The organism is Paenibacillus sp. CF384, assembly GCF_900106745.1.
GTDB lineage: Bacteria > Bacillota > Bacilli > Paenibacillales > Paenibacillaceae > Paenibacillus_Z.
In genome coordinates, this window is the sequence record NZ_FNNV01000016.1 from 161,755 (window position 1) to 187,471 (window position 25,717).

General features: G+C 52.5%; 23 protein-coding genes. 17 read left to right on the forward strand and 6 right to left on the reverse strand.

Annotation, left to right across the window (positions count from 1 at the left end; all coding sequences use genetic code 11):
- Positions 1 to 194 precede the first annotated feature (194 nt).
- From BLW29_RS23410 to BLW29_RS23450, 9 genes are all read left to right on the forward strand, one after another.
- On the forward strand, positions 195 to 1,343 hold the full coding sequence (locus BLW29_RS23410) for a glycoside hydrolase family 172 protein (RefSeq protein WP_218147130.1): 1,149 nt from the start codon (positions 195 to 197) through the stop codon (positions 1,341 to 1,343).
- Positions 1,344 to 1,368: 25 nt separating this feature from the next.
- Positions 1,369 to 2,697, forward strand: coding sequence for a glycoside hydrolase family 140 protein (locus tag BLW29_RS23415; RefSeq protein WP_177186789.1), 1,329 nt, complete (start codon positions 1,369 to 1,371; stop codon positions 2,695 to 2,697).
- 39 nt (positions 2,698 to 2,736) lie between these two features.
- Positions 2,737 to 4,413 (forward strand): glycoside hydrolase family protein, encoded by a 1,677-nt coding sequence (locus BLW29_RS23420; RefSeq protein ID WP_090984125.1) that lies wholly within the window; start codon positions 2,737 to 2,739, stop codon positions 4,411 to 4,413.
- A 151-nt stretch (positions 4,414 to 4,564) separates the two neighbouring features.
- Complete coding sequence (locus BLW29_RS23425) at positions 4,565 to 6,271, forward strand: extracellular solute-binding protein (protein WP_177186790.1); 1,707 nt, start codon at positions 4,565 to 4,567, stop codon at positions 6,269 to 6,271.
- 106 nt (positions 6,272 to 6,377) lie between these two features.
- Positions 6,378 to 7,274, forward strand: coding sequence for an ABC transporter permease (locus BLW29_RS23430; protein ID WP_090984129.1), 897 nt, complete (start codon positions 6,378 to 6,380; stop codon positions 7,272 to 7,274).
- Between the two features lie 13 nt (positions 7,275 to 7,287).
- The gene (locus BLW29_RS23435) at positions 7,288 to 8,172 is read left to right on the forward strand and encodes a carbohydrate ABC transporter permease (protein WP_090984130.1); all 885 of its coding nucleotides are present in this window, start codon (positions 7,288 to 7,290) and stop codon (positions 8,170 to 8,172) included.
- Positions 8,173 to 8,206: 34 nt separating this feature from the next.
- The gene (locus tag BLW29_RS23440) at positions 8,207 to 9,994 is read left to right on the forward strand and encodes a sensor histidine kinase (protein ID WP_090984132.1); all 1,788 of its coding nucleotides are present in this window, start codon (positions 8,207 to 8,209) and stop codon (positions 9,992 to 9,994) included.
- Positions 9,991 to 11,622: a response regulator transcription factor gene (locus BLW29_RS23445; protein WP_090984134.1), complete on the forward strand. Its 1,632-nt coding sequence runs from the start codon at positions 9,991 to 9,993 to the stop codon at positions 11,620 to 11,622. The genes BLW29_RS23440 and BLW29_RS23445 overlap by 4 nt, the downstream gene beginning before the upstream one ends.
- 30 nt (positions 11,623 to 11,652) lie before the next feature.
- Positions 11,653 to 12,639 carry an aldo/keto reductase gene (locus tag BLW29_RS23450; RefSeq protein ID WP_090984136.1) on the forward strand — a complete coding sequence of 329 codons (987 nt, stop codon included), beginning with the start codon at positions 11,653 to 11,655 and terminating at the stop codon, positions 12,637 to 12,639.
- 407 nt (positions 12,640 to 13,046) lie between these two features.
- On the opposite strand, the gene BLW29_RS23455 is transcribed toward BLW29_RS23450, so the two are convergent.
- On the reverse strand, positions 13,047 to 14,699 hold the full coding sequence (locus BLW29_RS23455; RefSeq protein WP_090984138.1) for a response regulator: 1,653 nt from the start codon (positions 14,697 to 14,699) through the stop codon (positions 13,047 to 13,049).
- Positions 14,700 to 14,876: 177 nt separating this feature from the next.
- Here BLW29_RS23455 and BLW29_RS23460 point away from each other — a divergent pair, with 177 nt between their 5' ends.
- A complete protein-coding gene (locus BLW29_RS23460) occupies positions 14,877 to 18,026 on the forward strand; it encodes a discoidin domain-containing protein (protein ID WP_090984140.1) in 3,150 nt (1,049 codons plus the stop codon).
- 60 nt (positions 18,027 to 18,086) lie between these two features.
- On the opposite strand, the gene BLW29_RS23465 is transcribed toward BLW29_RS23460, so the two are convergent.
- The 3 genes from BLW29_RS23465 to BLW29_RS23475 form a co-directional block, all read right to left on the reverse strand.
- Entirely contained in the window at positions 18,087 to 18,716 is a 630-nt protein-coding gene (locus tag BLW29_RS23465; RefSeq protein WP_090984142.1) for a TetR family transcriptional regulator, read from the reverse strand.
- Positions 18,709 to 19,215: a hypothetical protein gene (locus BLW29_RS23470; RefSeq protein ID WP_090984144.1), complete on the reverse strand. Its 507-nt coding sequence runs from the start codon at positions 19,213 to 19,215 to the stop codon at positions 18,709 to 18,711. Before BLW29_RS23470 ends, BLW29_RS23465 begins: the two co-directional genes overlap by 8 nt.
- Positions 19,216 to 19,380: 165 nt before the next feature.
- Positions 19,381 to 19,827 (reverse strand): VOC family protein, encoded by a 447-nt coding sequence (locus BLW29_RS23475; protein WP_090984147.1) that lies wholly within the window; start codon positions 19,825 to 19,827, stop codon positions 19,381 to 19,383.
- A 165-nt stretch (positions 19,828 to 19,992) separates the two neighbouring features.
- Between BLW29_RS23475 and BLW29_RS23480 the strand changes: the two genes are divergently transcribed.
- Positions 19,993 to 20,352 carry a GNAT family N-acetyltransferase gene (locus BLW29_RS23480; protein ID WP_371264781.1) on the forward strand — a complete coding sequence of 120 codons (360 nt, stop codon included), beginning with the start codon at positions 19,993 to 19,995 and terminating at the stop codon, positions 20,350 to 20,352.
- A 125-nt stretch (positions 20,353 to 20,477) separates the two neighbouring features.
- Positions 20,478 to 21,284 carry a peptidoglycan-binding domain-containing protein gene (locus tag BLW29_RS23485; protein WP_177186791.1) on the forward strand — a complete coding sequence of 269 codons (807 nt, stop codon included), beginning with the start codon at positions 20,478 to 20,480 and terminating at the stop codon, positions 21,282 to 21,284.
- A 50-nt stretch (positions 21,285 to 21,334) separates the two neighbouring features.
- Here the strand turns inward: BLW29_RS23485 and BLW29_RS23490 are convergent, their stop codons facing one another.
- A complete protein-coding gene (locus tag BLW29_RS23490; protein ID WP_090984152.1) occupies positions 21,335 to 21,814 on the reverse strand; it encodes a DinB family protein in 480 nt (159 codons plus the stop codon).
- An 18-nt stretch (positions 21,815 to 21,832) separates the two neighbouring features.
- A complete protein-coding gene (locus tag BLW29_RS23495; protein WP_090984154.1) occupies positions 21,833 to 22,330 on the reverse strand; it encodes a HugZ family pyridoxamine 5'-phosphate oxidase in 498 nt (165 codons plus the stop codon).
- A gap of 254 nt (positions 22,331 to 22,584) precedes the next feature.
- On the opposite strand from BLW29_RS23495, the gene BLW29_RS23500 reads away from it, so the two are divergent.
- Genes BLW29_RS23500 through BLW29_RS23520 form a run of 5 tightly spaced genes read left to right on the forward strand, consistent with a single transcriptional unit; the run spans position 22,585 to position 25,509 of the window.
- Positions 22,585 to 23,010: a VOC family protein gene (locus BLW29_RS23500; RefSeq protein ID WP_090984156.1), complete on the forward strand. Its 426-nt coding sequence runs from the start codon at positions 22,585 to 22,587 to the stop codon at positions 23,008 to 23,010.
- Between the two features lie 6 nt (positions 23,011 to 23,016).
- Positions 23,017 to 23,784 carry a sigma-70 family RNA polymerase sigma factor gene (locus BLW29_RS23505; RefSeq protein WP_090984157.1) on the forward strand — a complete coding sequence of 256 codons (768 nt, stop codon included), beginning with the start codon at positions 23,017 to 23,019 and terminating at the stop codon, positions 23,782 to 23,784.
- A gap of 1 nt (position 23,785) precedes the next feature.
- Positions 23,786 to 24,163 (forward strand): VOC family protein, encoded by a 378-nt coding sequence (locus BLW29_RS23510; protein WP_090984159.1) that lies wholly within the window; start codon positions 23,786 to 23,788, stop codon positions 24,161 to 24,163.
- Between the two features lie 22 nt (positions 24,164 to 24,185).
- A complete protein-coding gene (locus BLW29_RS23515; protein WP_177186792.1) occupies positions 24,186 to 24,551 on the forward strand; it encodes a VOC family protein in 366 nt (121 codons plus the stop codon).
- A gap of 28 nt (positions 24,552 to 24,579) precedes the next feature.
- Entirely contained in the window at positions 24,580 to 25,509 is a 930-nt protein-coding gene (locus tag BLW29_RS23520; RefSeq protein ID WP_090984162.1) for a DMT family transporter, read from the forward strand.
- The last annotated feature ends 208 nt before the right edge of the window (positions 25,510 to 25,717 follow it).

Genomic DNA, 25,717 nt, shown 5'->3' on the forward strand with positions numbered 1-25,717 from the left:
CAACGAGAGTCAACGATTTCACGTTGTAGGCGTGCTTGCGCAGGCTCTATAATCGAGATAGGAAACGAACGCCAAACCTACATAGCCGCCGAGATTTGATCACTCCTGTCCATCTGAGGATAGGAGTTTTTTTTGGGGTAAGCGGAATGATCAAATCGGATCATTTCTATTCTATCCATAGAGGAGCGATCATCATGTCCATACTAGATGGCCTTTACAAGCTTCATAGCGGCAGAAGAACAAAACGGATATCAAGCTATGACCGAGCGGGCTTCAACAAGGATTCCGTGCCGATCGGCGCGGGAGAGGTCCGGGAAATAGCACGGATTGAAGGGTCGGGCATTATCCGCCATATCTGGATGACCATCAGCACGAGCGATCCTATGATTCGCCGGAATGCGGTGCTGCGCATGTACTGGGATGGGGAAACCAAGCCGAGCGTGGAATCGCCGATCGGGGATTTCTTCGGACAAGGCTGGGGCCAGTCCTATCCGTTTATGTCTTTGCCACTGGCTGCCGCTCCGCAAGGGGGCAGAGGGCTGAATTGTTATTTTCCGATGCCGTTCGGTCAAGGGGCTGTCATTACGGTGGAGAATGATTCGGACAAGCCGATGGATGCTCTCTATTATTATGTGGATTATGAAGAGCATGACGAGCTTGGAGATGACGTCGGCAGATTCCACGCGCACTGGCGCCGCGAACTGACAGAAGCAGATCCGGAGGATGGCGAGAATGAGGGTTTGCTTGAGCTCGTACCGCTGAAGCCGACTTTGGATGACAAGAGCAATTACGTGTTTGCAGATATAGAAGGAAAGGGTCTTTTCGTCGGGCTGAATTACTTCGTCGATAACCCGAGTCCGATGTGGTACGGGGAAGGCGACGATATGTGGATGATCGACGGCGAAGAATGGCCGGGATCGCTGCATGGCACGGGGACGGAGGATTATTTCAATACCGCGTGGTGTCCGAAGGAAGTGTTCATGCATCCGTATTTCGGCATTGCCAAGATCAATGAAGGGGAAACCGGGTTTCTCGGACGGACGCACTGCTATCGCTTCATGCTGGAGGATCCGGTGTATTTCGAGAAATCGCTGCGCGCGAGCATGGAACATGGTCACGGAAACGTCCTGACGTTGGACTTGGCAACCGTTGCGTACTGGTATCAATCCGAACCGCATAAGCCTTATCCGAAGCTGCCTGATCGGGCCGGCAGGCAGAACATGCCGATGCTCAATTTGCATGATGTGCATTATTGGCGGCACGAATACCGCAAGGCGTTCGGCGGCGGAACGAAGCTGTGGGGCAACGAGTGGCGGACGCAGCCACCGCAATCGCAAGGCTAACCAAGTCGAAGGGGAGAAAAGAACGATGCTAAAGATAGCTGAGAATAAACGTTTTCTGGTCAAAGAAGACGGTACGCCTTTCTTCTATATGGCCGATACGGCATGGGAGCTGTTCCACCGGCTGGACCGTGAGCAGACCGCAACGTATCTGGAAACCCGTAAGGAACAGGGCTTCAACGTCGTACAAGCGGTCATTCTCTTCGAGCTTGAAGGTCTGGCCGAGCAGAACGCGTACGGCGAGGTGCCGCTGCTGCAGAATGAAGCAGGCAGCTTCGATCCGTCGCGTCCCGCGGAAATCGCGGATCGCTACGATTATTGGAAGCATATCGACTATGTCGTCGAGTATGCGGCATCGCTCGATCTCATGGTTGGCATCGTGCCGACTTGGGGGGACAAAGTGCTGCTGGGCAATCCTTTTGCCAGGGGGCCGGAGATCTTCAACGTGGACAACGCGCGCGAATTTGGTCGGTATGTCGGTGCGAGGTACAAGGACAAGCCGAATATCGTTTGGATTCTCGGCGGCGACCGGAATCCGGATGAGCGAATAGCGGTATGGCGGGCGATGGCAGGCGGATTGCGCGAAGGCGATGCGGGCAATCATCTGATTACGTACCATCCGATGGGCGGCTTCTCCTCCTCGATCTGGTTCCATCACGACGACTGGTGTGATTATCACACGCATCAATCCGGACATTTCGGACGGCATCTGGCAAACTACAACCTAATCGCGAAGGACTATCATATTTATCCGCCCAAGCCGACGATCGATGGGGAACCCCGTTATGAGGATCACTCCGTGAATTGGAACGAGGAGCTTGGTTTCTTCCTCGACTACGACGTTCGGCAGGCCGCATACTGGGCGGTCTTGGCGGGCGCCTTCGGCCATGTGTACGGCCATACGAGCGTGTGGCAATTCTATGAGCCCGGGCGTACCGCTTATAGCGGAGCGAAACTTCATTGGCAGGAGGCTTTGAGCCGCCCGGGCGCCGACCAGATGAAGCATGTGCGGGCGCTCTTCGAGTCTCGGCCTATGCTGGAGCTGGTGCCGGATCAAAGTTTAATCACGGATCAGCTCGAAGAGGCGAATCATATTCGGGCGGCAAGAGGGTGCGGTTATTTGTATGTTTATAGCGCGACCGGGCAGCCTTTCGAAGTGAATATGGGACGTATAACAGGCGACCGGGTTCGCGCCTATTGGTACGATCCGCGTACAGGCGAGACGCTGAGCGCGAGCGCACATGATCAGGAGATTCCGAACCATGGCCTAAGAGCGTTCGTGCCGCCCACTTCGGGAATTGGCGAGGACTGGGTCTTAATACTGGATGATGCTGCTGTAAACCGCGGAGAGCAGTAACTCGAACCGGAACAATACGAGGAGAGAAGGGGAATCGGGATGATTCGAAATACAGCCCAATTGGAACAGATCGCCGTGCAAGGGGATTTGCTGGATCGTTTAAGAGCGAATGCGGCTCGTTTGGCAGACCCTCTATATAGCCCGGAGGAAGTCTTTAAGCCGTCCAGCTATGATTGGCCGGGCGATAACGAAGGCAGAACGCTGCTCGCTCAAATCTTGACCGCCCGCGCAACAGGCGAGGATGCCGTCCACTTGGACGCGATCTTAGCGAAGGTGCCGTTCTATTTGAATGGACTTGGCTATTTTGGGAATATTCTGCCTGAGGGGATTACCGATGAGCAGCAGCTCTCCGGCAACAGCTGGTTTCTGCGTGCCTTGTGCGAGCTGTACGCTTGGAAGCGGCAGCCGGAGGTGCTGGAGCAAATCGGGCGCATCGTGAAGAACCTGCTGCTGCCCGCCCACAGCCACTTCGCTCATTATCCGACCGATCCGTCCGAGCGGGCGGAGGGCGGCGAAGCGTCCGGCACGCTCGCCGACAAGACGGTTCGCGACTGGTACCTGTCGACGGACATCGGCTGCGCCTTCATCATGCTCGATGGGGCGACACATGCTTATGAGCTGCTGCAATGGCCGGAGCTCGAAGCGACCGTCCAAGAGATGATCGAGCGATTCCTCGCGATCGATCTTGCGGGTATCAACGCGCAGACGCATGCGACGTTATCGGCGCTGCGGGGCATTCTCCGCTATTACGGCATGAGCGGGGACAAGAAGCTGCTGCATGCGGCGGAGTCTATATATTCCTTATATTTGAACGAGGGCAAGACGGAGAATTATGCGAATCGCAACTGGTTCAACCGCCCATGGTGGACAGAGCCTTGCGCAGTTGTGGACTCATTCGTAGCTGCCGTAGAGCTGTGGAGATATACAGATCATCCACACTATCTGGAGACGGCGCATCTCATCTATTACAACGCGATCAGCCACGGTCAGCGCGAGAACGGCGGCTTCGGCTGCGATTGCTGTACGCGTGAAGAGGAGCCTTCCCTGTACGCGCTCGAGAATGTATACGAAGCATACTGGTGCTGCACGATGCGCGGCGGAGAGGGGCTTTCACGAGCCGCGGAATACAGCTACTGGCTGAGAGAAGACGAATTAACGGTGCCCTTCTATCATGCTAACAAAGCGGAGCTTTCGTTTGCAGAAGGCACGGTGTCAGTTGAGTTGGAGACGCGCTACCCATATGAAGGCTATGCATCACTTACCGTCGTTCAATGCCCGTATTCCATTCCGCAGAAGACGATCAGGCTATTCGTGCCAAGCTATTCCGTGGCGGGTTCAGCGGCGCTTCGCCTTAATGGTGCGTTGGTGAATGATGCCGTGCTGAGTAACGGGTTTATTGAAGTTCCCGCGGTGATTCTTGCAACAGGGGTGAAGCTTGAGCTTTCTTTCGACATCGAGCTGCAGCAAGTCCCGATCCAAAGCAGCAAGGAGTCCGAGGGTCCGGCAATGGTTACGCTCCGGCATGGCGCGCTTCTTCTTCATGGGCCGCATGACGTCGACGCTGCATCCATTCAAGCCGGCTCTACGCTTACACCACTCGGAAACGCGGTTTATCGGGATGAGAAGAATAAGCACGAATTCTTACCGATCTATCGTCCGATTCGCGAGGCTGCGAAGCAGGATGCCCTAGCTAAGAAGCCGATTCTGTTCCGCTAGATAAGGAATGTATTGACTTCCATACTCTTTCGTTTACTAAAGTAAAGATTGGTCATTTCATGTCAATACATTCATATTTTCGCCTCCCGGTGAGTTCGATATGATGAAGCAGCAAGAAGGACAGCGTATATATAAACGGGAGGTTGCAAAGATGAAATCTATGAAACACGTTTTGCTGTTGACGGTAATGACCATGGTCGTGTTTACTTCAGCATGCGGCAAATCGAATGACACGTCCGGTAGCGATGCGGCAAACGAACCTGCTGCAGGCAGCAACAATTCGGCCAATGCGGCTGAAGAAACGATCGACATTAATGCAAAGTATGATCCGGCGATTACCGTTACGGCCATTCGTGACCAAGATCCATCCATGGCGTTCAAAGAAGGCGACGACTTTGAGAACAACAACTGGACCAAAGCTTACGCGGATGAGCTGGGCATTACGCTTAAATACGATTGGATCGCTCCATCGGATCAATATTATGAGAAACTCAATGTTGCAATCGCTTCCGGGGATATTCCGGACATTATGAAAGTAAACGGCGCGCAATTGAAGCAGCTGGTGGATGCCGACTTGATTGCCGACTTAACAGATGTCTATAACAAATACGCGTCCGAGCTGACGAAGAAATCGATCGAAATGGGTCCGCTGGCCAAAGCTTCCGCGACGTTCGACGGCAAACTGATGGCGATTCCGCCGGATGAAGGCTCATTCGAGGGCGGCGTGTCCTTGATGTACATCCGTGCAGACTGGCTGAAGAAGCTGAACCTTGAAGCGCCTAAGACGTGGGCGGAGCTCGAGAAGGTCATGGATGCTTTCGTGAACCAAGATCCGGACGGCAATGGCAAGAAGGATACGTTCGGTATGGGCTTGACGAAGGACCTGTACAAGAACGGAGTTGCGGAAGCGACTGGCGTATTCAACGCATTCGGCGCGCAGCCGTACACGTGGGTTACGCAAGCAGACGGCACGATCGGCTACGGCGGTATTCAGCCGGAAGTGAGAGAAGCGCTGCTTAAGCTGCAAGAGATGAAGAACAAGGGACTTATCGATCGCGAATTCGGCGTGAAGGACTCCGGCAAGGTCGGCGAGGATTATGCCAATAACCGAATCGGCGTTAACTTCGGTGCGCTGTGGAATCCGCTTTGGCCCTTGCAAGATAGCGTAACGAAGAATGCCGATGCGGATTGGGTCGTGCTTCCGGGCATATCCGCTACCGATAAACCGGTTCAATACACCGGCGCTTTGGAATTCAATGAGTACATGGTTGTCAGCAAGAAGATGGAGCACCCTGAAGCGCTCATCAAGCTGCTGAATATAAGCCAAGAGAAGCTCTACGGCGGTAAAGCAGATCCGAAAGTGTTCCATACGGAAATCGTAGGGGACAAAGAATATGCGCACTTCAAAGAGAACGTCATGATGGTCAAAGGCTCCGACCCGATCGGAAACTACGGCCACTATAAGAAAGTGATTAGCGCGCTCGACTCTAAGGATGCAACACCGCTCAATCCGGAGGAGAAAGGCTATTACGACAAAATCGTTGCCTTCCAAGGCGGAGACCGTACAACGTGGGGAACGGTGCGAGTATTCGGTACTGAAAGCGCGTATAGCGTACTGGACGGCATCTATCAGAACAAGGAGCAGAACATCAACTTCACGAAGTTCTACGGCTCCAAGACGAAGACCATGGCGGAGAAAATGGCGACGCTCGATAAAATGCAAAAAGAAGTGTTCACCAAAATCATCCTAGGCTCGCCAATCGAGGAGTTCGACAAATTCGTAGCCGACTGGAAGAAGCTTGGCGGCGATCAAATTACGCAAGAAGTGGCCGAGTGGGCCGCGCAGCAAAGCAAGTAAATAGCTCAGAAGACAAAGAAGAAGAACGATAGTGATCTTCCTATCCTTCTTCTTCTTCTTCTTTCCTCTACCCCAAATACGACATACGAAAGACGGAGGGACCGCGATGGTTAAGAATCGAATCAGCCAGATGCCCTTTCATTTGATGCTGCTTCCGGGTGTCATTCTCGTGCTGATCTACAGCTATGGCCCGATGCTCGGCATTGTCATGGCGTTTCAGCATTTTATCCCGGCTCTCGGCTACTCCGGCTCGGAGTTTACCGGTTGGGACAATTTTCAGTATGTGTGGGATATGCCGGAGACGTTAACCGTGCTCTGGAATACCATCTACATTTCCGTTATGAAAATCGTGGCGGGGCTCGTGTTTCCCGTACTCATCGCGCTCATGCTTAATGAAGTGACCAAGACCGCCATCAAGCGGGGCATTCAAACGCTTATCTATTTGCCGCACTTCCTGTCTTGGATCATCCTTGGCGGCATCCTGATCGATGTTCTGTCCCCATCGAGCGGCATCGTCAACCACATCCTTGGCCTCTTCGGCGTAGAGCCGATTTATTTTCTCGGTGATAATCGGTGGTTCCCCTTTACGGTCGTCATCAGCGACTTGTGGAAGGAATTTGGTTTCTCCACGATCGTCTACTTGGCCGCACTCACCTCTATTAATCCGGTACTTTACGAAGCGGCAGTTGTGGATGGTGCGAGCCGCTGGAAGCAAACCTGGCATGTAACGCTGCCGGGCATGGTGCCGATTATCGTGCTGCTGACGACATTAAGCCTTGGCAATGTGCTGAATGCCGGCTTTGACCAAATCTTCAACCTCTACTCCCCGCAAGTATTCGAAAGCGGAGATATTATTGATACGCTGGTCTATCGCCTTGGGCTTGAGCAGGCGCAGTTCGGACCTGCGACAGCAGTCGGATTGTTCAAATCCTTCGTTTCGTTCGTGCTCATATCGACTTCCTATCTACTCGCCTACCGTTTGGCCAACTATCGCATATTCTAGGAGGTGCGCGAACTTGTCTTATCAATTAACGACCGGCCGCAAGCTGTTCCAAGCAGCCAATTATACGTTTCTTATCGGATTGTCCATTCTGTGCATTCTGCCTTTGCTTCATGTATTCGCGATTTCGCTTAGCGACAAGACTGCGGCTGCCGCAGGCGACGTCGTGTTATGGCCCGTCGATTTCACGCTGCAATCCTACGAATACGTGCTTCACAAACCGGAGTTCTCGAGATCCTTCTTCGTTACCCTGGAACGGGTTGCCCTTGGCACGCTCGTGAATATGTTTCTGACCATTCTGCTGGCCTATCCGCTGTCCAAGGAAGTCCGGACGTTCAAATACCGTACGGTTTATGCCTGGTTCTTCGTGCTGACCATTCTGTTCAGCGGCGGCTTGATCCCGAGTTATATCGTGGTGTCGAAGACGCATTTGATGGATACCATCTGGGCGCTGATCATCCCCGGCGCCGTGCCCGTGTTTAATGTGATCCTGCTGCTTAACTTCTTCCGAGGATTGCCGAAGGAGCTGGAGGAGGCTGCATTCGTGGACGGCGCTCGCGCGTGGACGGTGCTGTGGAGAGTGTTCGTTCCGCTGTCTATGCCTGCGCTTGCGACGATCGTGCTGTTTACTATCGTGCACCACTGGAATTCCTGGTTCGACGGGCTGATCTTCATGCATCGTCCGGAGAATTATCCGCTTCAGAGCTATCTGCACACGGTCGTCATCAAGATTGATTTGGCGATGCAGTCGGCGAAAGATCTCGATTCCCTCGCACAGGTGTCGGATCGCACGTCCAAAGCTGCCCAGATCTTCATGGGGGCGCTGCCGATTCTGTTAATCTATCCGTTTCTGCAGCGTTTCTTCGTCAAAGGCATCGTGCTTGGAAGCGTGAAGGAGTAGTGATGGCGATGGCGAAGCACGAGGGCATGTTATAATGAGCCAAATGTTAAGATCCGAAAGGGAGTCGATTCCGCTGAGACGAACCGCCAAGCTCCGAATCCCGATCTACGGCAAGCTCGTCATTGCCTTCATGCTCGTCATCATTCCGATGTACACGATAAGCCTCTATCTGAATCAGTGGGGCGCTGCCAGCGTCCGCGATGAAATTACGAAGTCGATGAAAGGCCGAGTCCACTTCTATATTCAATCGCTCGTCGTGGAGTTCGAGCGCATACAGCGGCTGCAGTGGGATTTCATTAATGATCGCGATTTGCAGAAGCTGAGCGTAGCCAGTGAAATCATGTCGGATAACGAACGGACACAGACGATTATCAGGCTGCAGGAGCGACTTGCGCTTGTGAAGAACTCTAGTAACTATATTGCCAGCTTTAATGCCTATATACCGAGTCTTGATAAGGTCATCAATTCGCAGAACAATTATGATTCCGCGGATCAAGCGTATTTGAAGACCTTAATTGATGAATCCGACCGCATCCATCCCATTGTCCAGTCGTGGCAGGATCGTCTGTTCATCACGCAGAAATACCCCGATATGGGGTATCCCGATTCGCTCACCTTCTTCTTAAACGAAGAAATCTCGAAGAAGGCCATCCGGCAGGAGCTGCAGCAATTTAGCAATATTCAAGACGAGCAGGCGATCTTATTCGGCACTGACTTTGCTTGGTCGATTACGAATGACGATCACTCCGAGCTGATTGAACATATACGGCAAGTTGCGAAGAGCCTCGTGAAAGGCGACACAGTGACCGCTATGGATACGGTTGATTATGAAGGGAAATCGTATTTGCTTACCTTGGAGCATGAGTCTTCCTTCGATATGACGCTCGTCATGTACATGCCTGTGAAGAATGCGCTTGGGCCAATTGCCAAATATAACGTGTGGCTGTGGGTGCTGTCGCTCACTTCGTTCATTATCGTATTATTCTTCTCGTATTGGATTTACCGCGTCATTCATAAGCCGCTTGAGCAGCTGGTCCGAACGTTTCGTAAAGTGGAGAAAGGGCAGCTTGATGTGCGTCTGGAACCTTCAACGCGCGATGAATTCGAATACTTGTACAGCCAGTTTAACTCGATGATCGGCCGAGTGAACGTATTGATTGAAGAAGTGTACGAGCAGCAAATCCGTTCGCAGCGCTCGGAGCTGAAGCAGCTGCAGGCGCAGATCAATCCCCATTTTCTATATAACACCTTCTTCATTCTGAACCGGATGGTGAAGGTAGAGGATTATCCGAAGCTGAAGCCGTTCACGAAGCACTTGGGCAACTATTTCAAATTCATTACGCGCGATGCTTCCGACGAGGTTGCGCTTCGAGAAGAGTTGGCTTTTGCCCAATCGTATTTGGAAATTCAGAAGATCCGGTTTGAGGACCGCATCCATATCGATATTGAATTATTGCCTGAGCATTACGCGGATTTGCTGGTGCCGAGACTGACCTTGCAGCCGATTATCGAGAATTGCTATAAGTATGGGCTGGAGGATGTTGTAGCCGGAGGGCGGCTGCACATTGGGTTCATGCAAGCAGGCGGTTTGCTAACCGTTGTCATCGAAGATAACGGCAAAGGGATGAGCGAGGAAGACATATACGCCTTGAACCGTAAGCTGAGCCACTCGCAGGCGCAGCTCGAAATTACGGGCATGATCAACGTGCACAAGCGGCTTCAATTGATGTATGGCAAAGAAAGCGGCATTCGCGTAACGACCAGCGAGACGCTCGGAGGGCTGAAAGTCGAGCTCTACATTCCGGTAAAGGAGGAATCATGATGCACCGGCTATTAATTGTAGATGATGAGCCGTATATCGTCTCGAGTTTGAAGGAGTTGTTCGAGGAAGCGGAGCATCTCGAGCTGGATATTTATTGCGCAGGCTCGGCCATGGACGCCATCGCACGGCTGGAGCAGACGCGAATCGATATCGTGCTTAGCGACATCCGCATGCCCGGCATGACCGGGCTTGAGCTGCTCGCCCACATTCGGCGCAGATGGCCGGCTTGCAAAGTGATTTTCCTATCCGGGCACAATGAGTTCTCGTACGTGCAGGAGGCTCTTCGTCAGGGAAGCGCAGGGTATCTGCTCAAGACGGACGATGAAGAGGAAATCGTGCTTGCCGTAGCCAATGTCATCGCGGGCATGAACGGTGAACAGCATGCGCAAGTCTCGATCGAGAAAGCGCAGCTCCGTATGCGCCAGGCACAGCCGCTGCTGCAGAGGGGGTTTCTGACCGAGCTTGCAGAAGGCGAGCTGCTTGCCGACGATGCGACCAGAGCCAAGCGGTTTCAAGAGCTGGAGCTCGGGCTGCGGGCGGACCGACCGTTCATGCTTGTTATTGGCCGGGTAGACCGCTGGGATGAGAAGTATTCCGCCATGGACAAGGAGCTGCTCCTGTACGCCGTCCAGAATATCGCGGAAGAAGTGGTCAGCCATGCGGGTGCCTTCGTCCCCGTGATGAGCGATCGCTCACGTTTCTTCTGGTTCATTCAAGTAGGTGGAAGCGAAGTGGATGGTGAAGTTCCAGCGCGGTTCGTTCAGGAATCACTCGACTTTATTCAGAATCAATGCGAATCGCTGCTCAGTGTGCCGATTTCGCTAGCCTCGACGGAGCAGGAGATTGCTTGGGACGAGCTGCCGGATTATTACGGACGTTTGAATAGGCTGCTTATTCGGGGGCTCGGACAAGGCGATCGCATGCTGCTCTACGAGAAGCAGGAGGAGGATCCGGATTCGGAGACCAGCATCTCCCGCTGGCACAGCGAGCTCAACCAGCTGGGAACCCTGCTTGACAGCGGCAATCGGGAAGCTTTCTTGCAGCTGCTGGAGAGCATCTTAGGGCGAACAGCCGGGCGGTCGTACGGCATCGTGCAGGAAACGTATTATATGATCGCGACTTTGCTGCTTTCAAACATGAATCGATGGGGCGTTTACGAGGCCGTGTCCAACAAGCTTCCCATTAATCGGCTGCTTCATTTGGATGGACATGTGTCTTGGCAGGTGGCAGGCGACTATTTGAAACGTACGGCCGAAGTGATTTTCGCGCTGCTCGATCAGGATAAGTCAGCGAAGAGCAATGAGGTCGTCGACCAGCTTCATGGCTATATCCATGAGCATATTGAAGGCGATCTCTCGTTGTCCCGATTGGCGGATCTGGTGGGACTCAACAGCAGCTACTTGTGCAGATTGTACAAGCAGCTGACGGGGAGCGGTCTATCCGAGTACATCACCGAGCTGAAGCTGACCAAAGCGAAGGAGCTGCTTCGCGACCCGCAGCTCAAGATTGGCGAGGTTGCGCTTCGAATCGGGCTGGATCCGGGCTACTTCTCCCGCTATTTCAAGAAAATGACGACTCTTTCTCCTCAGGAATATCGGGAGAAAGCAGCAATTCGATCATCGGAGTAACATGCGACGGATTATGGGGAGGCAGTGAGGATGAATAAACGCACCATACCGGGAACGCCGCTCGAGGCTTCCGTTATCTGTCTTGGAACGTCCGCTTATGGCGGTACACTGCCGAAGGAAGAGGCTATGGAGCTGCTGGATCTATTCACGGAGCTCGGGGGCAATTTTCTGGATACGGCCAATGTCTATGAGGATTGGCTTGGCAAAGGAAAGAGCACGAGTGAACGTACGCTCGGGGAGTGGCTCCAATTGCGCGGCGGCAGAGACAAGATCATCCTCGCGACTAAGGGCGGCCATCCGGATCTGCACTCGATGTCCGTGTCCCGGCTAAGCAAGGAAGAGATCATTCACGATCTCGAACAGAGCCTCCGGCATTTGCAAACGGACTATATTGATTTGTACTGGCTGCACAGAGATGACCCGTCGATTCCCGCAGGGGAAATTATCGAAACGCTGCATGAACAAGTGGCCGCAGGCAAGATTCGCGCGTTCGGCTGCTCGAATTGGAGTGCCCGGCGTATCGAGGAAGCACGCCAATATGCAGAGCGCAGAGGGATTGCGAGCTTCGCGGCGAGCCAGCCTCTGTGGAACCTCGCGGTGCTCAACGAGGGGATCATTGCGGATCCGACCGTTGCGATCATGGACGAGAAGTCGCTCGCCTATTACAAGGAGATCGGCATGGCGGTTGTGCCTTTCTCTTCGCAGGCGAACGGGTTCTTTGGCGGACGCTACTTCAGAGGGCAGGACATTCAGATGGGCGGCAGCGGGCATATTGTCAAAGCGCATTATTTCAACGATGCCAGCTTCGACCGGCTGGATCGCGCGAAGCAGCTTGCGGAGGAGCTTGGTACAACGGCCTCGCGCATCGCGCTCGCCTATCTGACTTCGCAGCCGATTCCGGTCTTCCCGATTGCCGGAGCGAATAAGCGGGCATATATGCTGGATAGCTGCGCGGCCGGAACGTTGTCTCTGACGAAGGAACAGCTGCTGTTCTTGACGGGCGGAAGTCCTATGTAATGGAGAAGCCTCGTTTCAGGTGATGCACTCGGCCACACTCAGCATGAGGCGCATCAACAAACCCCGCGATTGTTGCATAAAAGGCAACATTACTCCCTCCAATGGGCGATGGAGCCACTTTTGTTGCACAAAAGGCAGCATTTGCGTAGAGATGGAGCGCCCAGGGGGCGTTTTGGGCGGAAATGCTGCATTATGCGCAACATTTCCGTAGATTCTACTGTAAAAAGTCGCTTTTGTTGCATAAACTGCAACACTTTCCGGGGGGAACGTCAGTCAGATGGACCATTCTACCGTGCAAAAGCGCGGTCAGCTGTCACAGTACTCGCCAAAAGGGCTGGCCCCAAAATGGCGTCACAGGTTTCATACCTGTGGCGCCATTTCTCGTCTTTGGTCATCTGCGGCCTTCTTCAGTTCAGCACCGTATCTCTGTATTCTTGCGGAGCCAGACCGGCTGCACGTTTAAACATGCGCGTGAAGTAGGAAGGGGATTCAAACCCGACGGCATGGGCAATATCGTGAATTTTAATCAAGGGGTCCAGCAGCAGCAGCTCTTTGGCACGATTCATTCGAAGGTTGAAGATGTAGGCCGTAATGGATTCGCCGCTCTCTTGTTTGAAGAGCCGAGACAGATAATTGGGATTCAAGTGTACGATTTCGGATAGATGGGTGATGGAGAGATCACCGGATAAATGGTGCTGGATGTAAGTGTGAATGCTCCTGACAATCACATGCGTATGTTTGGTGCGGAGCTTGTCTTTAAAGCGCAGGAATCGTTGCGAGAATTGCAAGAGCATCGCTTCCAGCTTCGACCAGGAGGAGAGACCCTTCATGTGGAACAGCAGCTCCATATCCATGGAGGGAAGATCGTCATCACACATGCCGATGCGATTACAGCAGGAGATCATCATAAGGGCGAGCAGATAATAGATTTCATAAGTAGTGCTCTGTGAATGGGGCCGGGTTGCGGTTACCGAATGAAGCAAGGAGCGAAGCTGCGACTGAAAAAGCTCATGTTGGCCGCTCTCGAGAAGGGTCTCAAGCTCGGTGACTTTGCGCCGAAAGGCGTTTAAAGAGAAGGAGGAAGAGGGCAGTCCATGTCTTCGCTGTTCGACATCGATCATTAGCATCTCGTCGTCTGCGCCTAGTCCCAGGTTCATTTTGCGCTGAAGTTGATCAAAGGTTTCAGCAGCATGACACCATGTAATCGGAGTGGATTGCACGATGAAGGAACAGGGCAGGTTCAGCATTTCTTTCGTATGTATTTGTACGGATTCGATATTTCCGTGGATAAATGCAGCCAATGAGATACGGTTCTCATCGTATTCTTGTTCGGCAGACTCCTTCGGTTGAATGAGCCATAACCAGCGGTCTGCTTCGATTTGAACACGCATTAGGTTTGCCTTATGTCTGAGCAGCTCATCGGCAATATTGTTTACGGCATACAAGAGAAGCGTGCGATCGGGTCCGGAATAGGGTTTGTTCCACTGATCCACTCTGCCCATCACGAGGTAGAAGCGGTCAGCTAGATTTACGGGCATGTGCAGCTCGGATAAGGAATCCGCTGAGGGGGGAGCGGGTTTATGACCATGAAACATGTTCAGCAGCAGCTCTTTCTGAAGAATGGGAAGGGATGCCCTGTACTGCAGCTTGGCCTGTTCGAAGAAGCTCGTATGATCCATATCGAGCTTGATTTGCTCGCAGGCTCTTCGCACCGCTTGAATAAGGGGGCGGTCGCCTTCTGTTTTCAACACGTAATCGACACTGCCGTTACGAAGCGCGGACTGGGCGTAAGCGAAATCGGTGTAAGCGGTCAAGAAGATCACTTTGCAGCGCGGCCAGTTGTTTCTGACAATCGCTTGCAGCTCAATTCCGTTCTTCCCCGGCATCTGAATATCGGTCACAATAATATCGATTCGAATCCGTTTCATCCAATCCAGCGCTTCATCCGCGGAGTCTGAGCCATAGACATCCAAGCTCATTTCAGGTGCCAATTCCTCGAACAATTCGCATAGTCCGCGTACGATAATGGGTTCATCGTCGACAATCAAGAGTCGGAGCATGCCACCCCTCCATATACCAGTATTTGTTTATATTATGAGGGAAACGAAAGAAGTAATCATACGGCAAGAATAGTGGGAATCCTATTATTTTAGTTCGGGAAAATAGGAATATAATGGGATTTAGAGAGGGGGACAACGTTTGTAAGAGTCGCACATTGAGAATGGAGGAGGTCATTTATGTATGGAATCCGAAGGTTAGTGCCCGCAACACTCATCATGTGTCTTGCCTTACTGACTGTATTCTCTCCACTGGGACCGGCCAATACGGCTTACGCGGTCGACCCGAAGCTCACGCTGACAGCATCCATGGTCGTGAATGAATCCGGATTAGGCACAGCCGGCATGTTGGTGGATGAACAGAGTGCTGCGGGCAACCCGCTTGGAGGTGCAGGAGGCAGCACGAACACGTATTGGCATCCGGGATGGACGGCCAGCACCTATCCTGCAAGCGCATACATCGACTTGGGCCAGTCCTATACCTTGAGCGCCATCTATTTGTTTGACCATGAAGGTGCAGGAAACTATACCGTATCCTCAGGATCGCCGGGGAATTGGACGCCGCTCTTTACCGATCCGCTAACCGGATATTTGGCGTGGAACGCACATGCTGTGAATGTATCCACGCGTTATGTCCGCGTGACGATGCTGACCGATCAATCGAAGATGTCTGAAATCGTGATCTATGGCTCTTCGGGCTCGGGCGGTGCGGATACAACCGCACCTGCTGCAGTAGCGAATTTGGCTGCCGGCTCGCCTACTACCACCTTGGCTACCCTTAGTTGGACTTCCCCGGGAGATGATGGAAGCACAGGTACCGCCTCCTCCTACGACATACGCTACAGCACATCAACCATTACAACGGCTAACTGGGGCAGTGCCACGCAAGTGAGCGGCGAACCGATGCCTGCTGCTTCGGGTACCAGCCAGTCCATGAGCATTACGGGCTTAACGGCAAGCACGACTTATTATTTTGCTATTCGCACGAATGATGAGGTTCCTAATCTATCGGCCCTATCCAATATTGCAAGCATCACCACGTCCAGCAGCGGAGGCGGAGGCACGGGTACGAAGATCACGCTCTCCCCGGCGATGCTCACCAATGAATCCGGTTTAGGCAGCGCGGAGCTTCTGGTAGATGAGCAGACGCTGGCAGGAAATCCGCTAGGCGGAGCGGGTGGTAATCCGGCTACGTACTGGCACCCGGGCTGGAATCCGAGTTCTTATCCCGCCAGTGTCACGATTGACTTGGGTCAATCCTATCAGCTCAGCCATATCTATCTGTACGACCACCAAGGTTCGGGAAGTTATGGGGTATTTTCAGGTACGCCCGGCATCTGGACTTCCTTGTTCACGGATGGATTGACGAATTATCTGGTCTGGAATCCGCATGCTGTTAACGTGAATACCCGTTACCTTCGATTGACCATGGGCTCTCTGGATGCCAAAATGGCTGAAATCGTGCTCTACGGCACAGCGAGCGGGGGCGGCGGTCCGGATACAACACCTCCTGGCGCTGTCACGAATCTGGCCAAAGGAACCGTATCTTCCACCTCGGTGACGCTGCAGTGGACGGCGCCGGGGGATGACGGTGCGGCAGGTTATGCCTCTTCCTACGATGTTCGTTTCAGCACGGCGCCAATTACAGCAAGCAATTGGAGCAACGCGACGCAGGCTAATAATGAGCCTATTCCGGGAACGCCGGGTTCTGCGCAATCGTTCAGCGTAACGGGGCTTCAGCCGCAGGTGCTCTATTATTTTGCCATGAAGACAACCGATGATGTCGGGCTCATCTCTGCGCTCTCCAATGTCGTGAACGCGACTACCTCGGCTCCAAGCGCAAACTGCGGGCCTTACGCACCGAGAGTTCAACATACCGTGGATAAATTCCTTGGCGTGAATGGATTTAATGATGTACCGGTTGATATTCAGAGCGTAGGCGGCGCCTTGCGCGAATACCACCCTTGGCCATGGGATGAAACCAACTCCGCTCCCTATCCGAACAATTTGCTGAAGTTTAATCCGAGCTACTCCGGCGATCCATGGAACTTCGACAATGTCTATGCCACGCATAAAGCAGCAGGCATAGATGTCAGTCCGGTCATCTGGCAAACGCCGAACTTCATTGCTTGGGGGCATGAAGATAAGCCGGTTTATCCGGCAGGGGCAAGTACGACGAGCCCGAATTCGTATGTGGCCAAAGCCGAGCATATGTACCAGTTTGTTGCCCGCTATGGCAGTCAAACGGTTCCGGATGCGAACCTCAAATTAGCGCCGGATCAACCAAGATTGAGCGGCTTGAATTCGGTACGCTACTTTGAGAACTGGAATGAGCCCGACAAGAACTGGATGGGCGCAGCCGCGCAATTCTCGCCGGCAGAGCTCGCAGCGATGTCGAGCGCGGACTTCGACGCCAATTGCCGCAGCATGGCGAACGCCGATAAGCTTGGCGTGAAGAACGCAGATCCGACTGCCCGCATGGTTATGGGCGGCTTGTTCCAGATTGATGTTCCTTTCTTGGATGGCATGAAGGCCTGGGCTTCGGCTAATCGTGAAGACGGCAAGCTGCCGCTTGATGTCATTAACGTCCATCACTACAGCAGCTCGGCCGCTTGCTGCTCGGGCAACGGCATTAGTCCGGAGGCCGACAACCTGAAAGGCAGATTGCAAGCCTTAACGGCATGGCGCGATACGAATGAACCCGATAAGGAAGTTTGGTTCTCCGAATTCGGATGGGGGACCAAAGCGGGCAACTGGATGTATGCACCTCCGATTGGTCCTTACAGCAGCCTAGAGGTGCAGGGCATGTGGACGATTCGTGCGTACATGGCTGGACTAGCGGCAGGCGTAGATCGCATGCATTATTACGCGATCCGCGATTCCAATCCGTTCTCGTCGCAGTGGGATTTGACAACAGGATTGACTTACTTCTGCTCGGCTTGGTCCGGCTGCGACATTAATCAATACACAGCTGCAGGTTACACCCAGTATCAGAAGAAGCCGGCCTGGTATTATATCAACACGTTGAAGAATCGCTTGACCGGCATGCGATTCAATGGCGAGCAAGCATCCGGCAACAGCAACGTGCTCATTTATAAAATCAAGCATCCTACAACAGGAGCTGGTGCTTATGTCGTGTGGGCGCCTACAAGCAACAACACGGTCGTCTCGAATTATCAGCTCACCGTGAGCGGTGCGACATCCGCTACCTTGGTGCAGCTGAACGAGAGCAGTACGGGCAATGCCTCGTCGCTTACGATATCCGCAGGCAAGGTAACCGTGAACGTTGCCGAGAAGCCGGTCCTTATTATGGTCAATAGCATGCCTTAACAGAAAACGGCTGCACCGGATGGCATTCATCCCGTGCAGCCGTTTATTCGTTGCCTTCCATCACGCGGATGGCGAAGCGAGGATGGCGCGTTCAAACGTACGTACCAGCTCAGCGCTGTACGTTTCCATGTCCACTTGCGCGATTAGATTCGGGTTCACCAAATACTCGCCGATGGCGCCTTGAATGGTGCTTGCCATGATGAGGACGTTGAACGCGCAGAACTCGCCTGCTGCTTGCCCATCGAACAAGATCTGCTGGAGCCGGGCAAGCATGGGATCGTCCTCGTCGTCGCCAATCTTGTAATAGGGCACATTATCCGGCGTCCGTGCGTGAAATACAATTTCGATCAGCGCCGTGTTATGTTGGGGCCGAGTGCCTTGATAGGCAATGCTGGCGTAAATATACGCACGAAGCTTCTCCGTAGCAGTCGCCGCGGTGGCCGTTCTATTCAGCACATAGGAGGACGATTCCTGAACGAGCATCATCAGCGTATGGTCCATCAGATCGTTCTTGTCTTTAAAATGATACGAAATAAGCGCCGTGCTGATACCGGCTCTCTTAGCGATTTGGGCGAGGCTGGCATTCACATAACCGATCTCATCGAGCGTAGTGATGGCCGCGTTCATGATTTGCGTCCTTCTTGCTTCGGTTATGAACGACTGCTTCTCGCCCTCCTTACGTTCAGTCATCCTTGTTCTCCTTCGGTGGTGTTGATTTGGATTTCGCGTTGGTACGTATGAGGATCAGCGTAATTATAACCAAGATTAGTGCGATATTAATGAGCAATTTCCCGGAGGATACCTCCAGATCCTTGAAAAAATCGACAACCGATCCATCGAGAAGCCTGCGTGCAATTGTTCCGATGAACACAACGATGACAATCAGCAAGCGTATCGCAAGTGTAATGGGCACGATGGCAATCGCCAGCTCCAGCACATCGCGGCCTGCTGCATTGCGGATGAACAGCATCACTGCCGCCAGCCAGCTCATGGCACCGCCAAGCAGAAGCGCGATCGGGGTGATCCATTCATACCAATGAAAGTCAGGGGAATCCCATGAATTTCGGAAGATCAGCCAGGTGACCAGTGGGTAAGCAATACCGGCTAATACAGCGAGCAGACCCAGTGTGTTTAGAGGGAGCGATCTCCAGCCGGTTGAGGATGGGATTTCTTTGATGGGTTTGTTCATTGGACATTCTCCTTTTTATTATACGGATTATCAATGTGCTGAGCATTTAATCAAAAAACTGATTACTTAATCAAATTTTAGTGGAGATGGTCTCCAATGTCAATTCGATCCACAAAATAAAGAAAGCCGTGTGCTTCTCTTCATGAGAGCACCCGGCTTTCTTGGTTATGAACGAGCAGCCAACGTGGCTCCCCATGCTGTGGGGTCCACGTCTTTGACATGTTGTGAGAAGAGCCATAAGTGGTTTTCAATGTCCACTGCTGCATATTGGCGCTCCCCGTATTCCGTTTCGAAGAGCTCCTCGACAATGCGTGCTCCGGCGGTTTTTGAATGATTGTAATGCTCTTCTATGTCGGTCACGAAGAGCATTAATGACTGTGTCGCTGCTCCAAGCTTGATCGGACTGGCTGTGAGCTGGTCGATACTCTTCAGCATGACCCATACATCACCGAGGTAGATCATCGCTCCATGCAGCTGCCCGTTCGGAAGCTCGAAGCGGAAATGTTCTTGAAATCCGAAGGTTTGGTTTACCCAAGTCAGCGCCTCAGCGACATTCTCATAGTAAAGATGCGGCAATACTTGGTTAGTTGGTACTGAGCGGTTGTGGATCATAACGAGAATCCTCCTTTTTGCTGCATGGCAGCCGGATGCAGGGGCATTGCATGATTCAAGTGTGCGATGGATATAATGTCGAGAAATTTGTAACGAGAAGGGGCGGATGAGCTGGATACAGTCGTAATCGTTAAAATTGCGCCTGAGGCGAGTGAATATATTGCCTTGCGTTTAGCTGCCGGTTTAAGTCCGAGGGACGAGGCAGCAGCAAGCATTGCGCTGAAGAACTCTATTTATGCGGTTTCGCTGCGGGTCTCAGGAAGACTTGTTGGAATGGGCAGAATCATTGGCGATGGCGGCTGTTTTTATCAAGTGGTCGATATTGCCGTTGATCCTGCATTTCAAGGCAGAGGCTTGGGCAAACAGATCATGACAGAACTGATGAATGATATGGATGCTCATGCGCCGGCCGGCGCGTATGTGAGCTTGCTCGCCGATGTACCGGCAGACAGATTATACCAGAAATTCGGCTTTACATATACGGCACCGCAATCGCTTGGCATGTTTAAGAATTACCCGTTATAAGCAAGCAGCTGTACGAAACAGACAAACCTTTACCCCGAAGAAGCATAATGGAAAATAGGTATTGGGTATAGTAAGGGCTGTGGCAAATCATGCTCACTACATCCAAAAGGAAGGTGTCTTGTTACATGGAAGCAAATAAACGTTCTCATGGATCTAAAGGTAAATCCTTGAGATCGGCTGCAAAGTTTCTTGGATCATTTTTGTTGGTGCTAACCCTTCTTGTTGGTGCGCCAAATGTCGGCTCGGCTATTGGAAAAGGGGCACGGGGGCCGGATGTTTACGTTATTCAAGGGATGCTGAAATCATTAGGCAGCTATTCCGGACCGATCGACGGGCGCTATAATGCGCTGACTGTTCGCGGTGTCAAATATTATCAGAAGTCGCACGGACTGCCGATGACCGGCAACGTAGATAAACGTACGCTGAAGTCGATCGTTTACGCCTACGATGCTAAGAAATCAGGCGTGAAGATGAAGGCGAAGAGCAGAGGCATGGGCAAAGGAGTCAAACGTATTCGCAGCGGCGGTAGAGGCGGCGGCGCAGGCGGCGGTGCCGGTGGTGGCGCAGGCGGCGGTGCTGGTGGCGGCGCAGGCGGCGGTGCTGGAGGCGGCGCAGGCGGCGGTGCTGGTGGTGGCGCAGGCGGCGGTCAAGGCGGCGGCATGGGCGGCGGTCAAGGCGGCGGCATGGGCGGTGGCCAAGGCGGCGGTGTAGAGCAAAAACAAGAACAAGGTACCGAGCAAGGACAAGAGAAAGGCCAAGTCGAAGAGAAGTCGCAGCAAGAAGGCACTGAGAAGCAGGGCAAGGATAACGGTGGTTCGCAGGGCGGAAGCCAAGGCGGCGGCCAAAACAACCAAAACAATCAAAACAATCAAAACAATCAAGGCAGCAAAGACAATCAAGACAATGCGGATAATAAGAGCAAAGGTCACTAAGCTCGGCTGATAAGACAAAGGCAGGTCCTCCACACGAGGACCTGCCTTCTTTAATGTATGATTTGCGCTGACGATGGCTGCGGTGCATGTTTACGAATAAGTCCGATTTGACCTGCGTGCAGTCCTGTATGGTAGATGGCACGGCCCAGCGCTTCGCGCGGTGAGGACGGTCCGATCTTCGATTCGACGATCGTATCCCAAGCGTCATCGCTTAGCTGTTTCATCGCTTCCGTCAGGAAAGCATCTGCTGCCGCAGAGAACGCGATAAGCTCTTGCAGCGTAAGGGCATGCTCATTCTTCGCGCCGCCTTGACCGCTTGCTATGTATTCCGTTCCCTCAGGAACCGTTGCACCGAAGAACCACTCCGCGAACATATATTCAACCTCGGCGTTATGACGAATCATATGACCGATGGAAGAGGATTCTGTCGTCATCGCCAGTCTAAGCTCTTCTTCCGTCAAGCCTTGAACCATTTTCTGAAACCGATCACGGACAACGCGCCAGATTGGACCAACCGCTGCATAACTCATGCTTACACCGTCCTCATATTATTTATCTTTGCGATCTACGACAACATGCTCGAAACGGTCGCCGGCTAGATCGACCTCGAATGCTTGTCCGAAACCAACCACATAACGACCTGCCGATGGGGTCAGCTCGAACAGCGAGAAGTCGAGTCCGCGCAGCATCGTCATCATTTTGTCGCCAAACTTCTCATCGAATGCGGAGAAGATCGCTTCATGGCCTTCGTTGCCGAGGTTCTGCGATTCACATACCCAGCGAGCGCGCTCACGGGCAAAAGCATTCGGCGTAGCCGACTCGTCATTGATCAACATCACGTGAATACGCTCGTTATTCTCTACAAAACGATAATGATCGGAGATACGGCTGATGTAGATGTACAGTTTGCCGTCTACTTTAACGAACGGCGCATAGCTGATGAAAGGAGTGCCTTCTGCGTCTTGGGTGCTGAGAATCAGCGATTTGCGGCTTTCGATAAAGTCGATGTACTTCCCGCGTGATTCTTCGATGTTGGGCTGTTTCATGGAAATGCCTCCTTAAATAGTGGGTAGTAAACAGCGCCGCCGGCAATAGATGCAATCGGTGCGACTTCGGACTAAATGGTATTGATAATCATTATCAGTAATATTTATTCTATAATAGCACATGCAAATTTTCAATAGAGTTGCTGAAAATGTTACGAGTACCATTTTTGAAAATATTATTCTGCCCCCGTATCTGTGCGCCTTCTGACCACGTTATGATAGGTGTAGCGAATTTCCAATTGGGAGGGAGTCTCATGCAACGAAGTGTAAGCAGAATTAGCGGTATTTTTATTCCTGTAACGGATATGGAGCGCTCCACGGAGTGGTACATACGGATGTTTGATCTGGAGACGATCGATCTGTCGGACTGCTGCACAGGACTTGCTTTTCCGGGTGAGGCGACGTTTATTAATCTATGGAAGGTAGAGCGCCCGGTACCGACGCAATTCGATGCGGGAGGAGGGGTGCGGATTCCGTATTATAATTTCGAGTCCTTTGATATCGAATACTCCCACGCTTCGCTTCGTGAGAAAGGGGCGGAAGTGCTGCCGATTGTGGAGGATGCGAGCGGAACCCGTTTCTTCGATTGCCTCGATCCGGACGGCAACCTCATCGGCATCGTGGAAGATTTGCCGAATTCGGCTTACTATCCTCACAAGCAGAAATACCGCAACGGTTAACCGCCCATGACAACCTACAAAGACGAAACATTCGAAAGGCAGACGACACCGTACAAATCGGAGCTGCTCCGCTATTGCGGTAAACTAGCCGGTTCAGCCTGGGACGGCGAGGATCTGTTTCAAGAGGTGATGCTCAAAGCCTATCGCAGATTCATCCGCTGGCCGGAGCGCGAGCTGAGCAAGCCCTATCTGTACCGTATTGCCGCCAATGCGTGGTTTGATAGCTGTCGCCGCCGCAAAATCGCCTTCCTGCCGGAGCTTCTGGCCGACTATAACGACTTGGCCTACTCCGAATGGAATCGTCATGATGTGCGAGAGTCGCTCGAATATTTAATGGATGCGCTGGAGCCGAGACAGGTGGTGCTCATTCTTCTGACCGATGTATTCGGCTTCTCCCCAACCGAGACTGGCCGGGCATTGGGGCAGCCGGTAACGGCGATCAAAGCGGTGCTCCACCGAGCGCGTACGCGGTTGAAGAAGGCAGCAGAACGGCAGCTTCACTGGCTGGAGACAGCGACAGGATCTCCGAATGAGACGGCCATGCGTCGGCAGTCAGGCACGGAGTTGTTCGAATCTTTCGTAAGAGCGTTCCGCGAAGCCGATATGACGGCGATGTTCCGCAGCTATCGAGAGCTGTCCGGGGCTGGTATCACGATTGACCGGGTCATGGTGGTCCGAGGGCAAGCTTGGTTTTATTTTAAAGATCCCGATGGCCATGTCTTGATGGTGTCGACGCCTTTCAGAACGAATCAATTGAAGCAGGAGGAACAATGAGATGAGTAAACCGGCTTTGTATGGCGTAGGGATTTTTGTCCCGGTGAGTGATTTGGAGCGTTCCACGACGTGGTATACGGAGATGCTGGGCTTCGAGATAACAGGCAGGGATGAGCCCAGGGCAACCGTTATGATGATGAATGATCACCGCATCATGTTCTGTCTCGTGAAGTCGTATAACATTGTGCAGCATGCATTTCCGCAGAACGACTACCAGGTCGAGCAATATTTTAATTTTCATACCGACGATGTGAAAGAGGCTTACCGTAACTTAAAGGATAAGGGGGCCGATATTGGGGAGATCGTCCACTATGATGATGGCATTAGCGGCTTCCCGTTATACGATCCGGATGGCAACAAGTACGGGGTTGTCAAATAATCAGGCGAGGTGGATGAAGCAGATGCAGCCATTAATTAAGCAAGAAATCATCGGAGTCATGCACTATGTAAAGGATTTGGAGTCTGCGGCAAAATGGTACTGCGACACGCTCGGATTTACAATAACCGCCTATGATTACCGTTCGTTCGTGGAGCTTGCCATTGATGGTCGTTATGTCATGCATTTGCTACAATCAGAAGGTGACGCGGGGCCTGTATTACAGGCGCCATTCACGTTTGATACGGCTGATCTTCGGCAGGTGCATCGACGGTTGGCAGAGCTTGGCGTGGGTCCGGAGCCTATTAAGCAATATAGCGATCATGCCTGTTTCAGCTTCAAAGATTGCGAAGGCAATGCGCTGATGATTTGCCGGTTTGAACGCCGTTAAGAAACATGGGGATGGGGAGTAGAGCAGGATGCAAGTCAGTCAGACGAAGTCTGAATTATCGCGGAGCCCTTATGTGCTCATGCCGATTTTGCTGCTGCTGTGGGGCTCCGTTGCGGCAGTAAGTAAGCTGGTGCTGGGCCAATTGGACAGCTATCAGGTGTTATTTTATATGAATGGAATCGGGGTTGTCGTGTTCGCCGGCATCGTGTTGGTTAAAGTGCGATGGAGAACGCTGCGCTTGTGGTCATGGCGCCAAATGGCGCTAATTGCGTCGTGCGGCTTGTTCGCGTTCTTGTATGATGCGCTCTATCTTCAAGCGCTGGATCGGATTCCGGCGGTCGAGGCATCGATGCTGAATTATTTGTTTCCTATCTTTATTGTCATCTTCGCGATCCCCATCCATAAGGAGAAAATGAACCGATACAAGCTGCTCTCCGTCTTCATGGGTTTCGCGGGGACGGTGCTGCTCATGACAAAAGGGGATATTTCATCGATGAAACTGACGAATTGGATCGGCGACGTACTGGCGATTCTGGCGGCAGTTAGTTGGGGATTGTTCACTAATCTGGTGAAGAAGAACAAGCAGGATATGCTGATCAGCACCTTCTTCATCACGGTTGTGGCTTTCGTGCTGTCTGCGGGTGGACTGTTTGTTTATTCGAACCTCATGCTGCCTCGGCTGGTCGACTTCGGCGGGGTGTTCTGGTTAAGCATGTGCAACATCGTGCTCGGCTTCTTCTTGTATTTCCGGGCGCTGCGTTATTCGCCGGCTTCACTCATTGCGAGCTTCACTTTCTTTACGCCGTTCGTCACGCTGGTGTTTATCATGCTGCTGCTCGACGAGCGGCTGACGCTGATGGACGGCCTCGCCGCGCTGCTTATTCTCTGTAGTGTTCCGGTGCAGAAGCTGGGAAGTATGCTTGGGTCGGGGGAGAAGAAGGAGGAAGTGTTGAGCTGAACCGAATTCTCTAACGAACCGTACGGGGCTTATTTGCCTCGAAAATAGTTCGAAAAAATTCTAACGAACCGTACAGGTGTTATTTGGCGGTTTGGGGGTGTTTTTGAGCAGTTTGAGTTTAGGATAATAAGTGGACACAACATAACAGCGACCTGTTACTATAAATACAACAAAACAGGTCGAGGTGTATCATGAGAAAAACACGTCA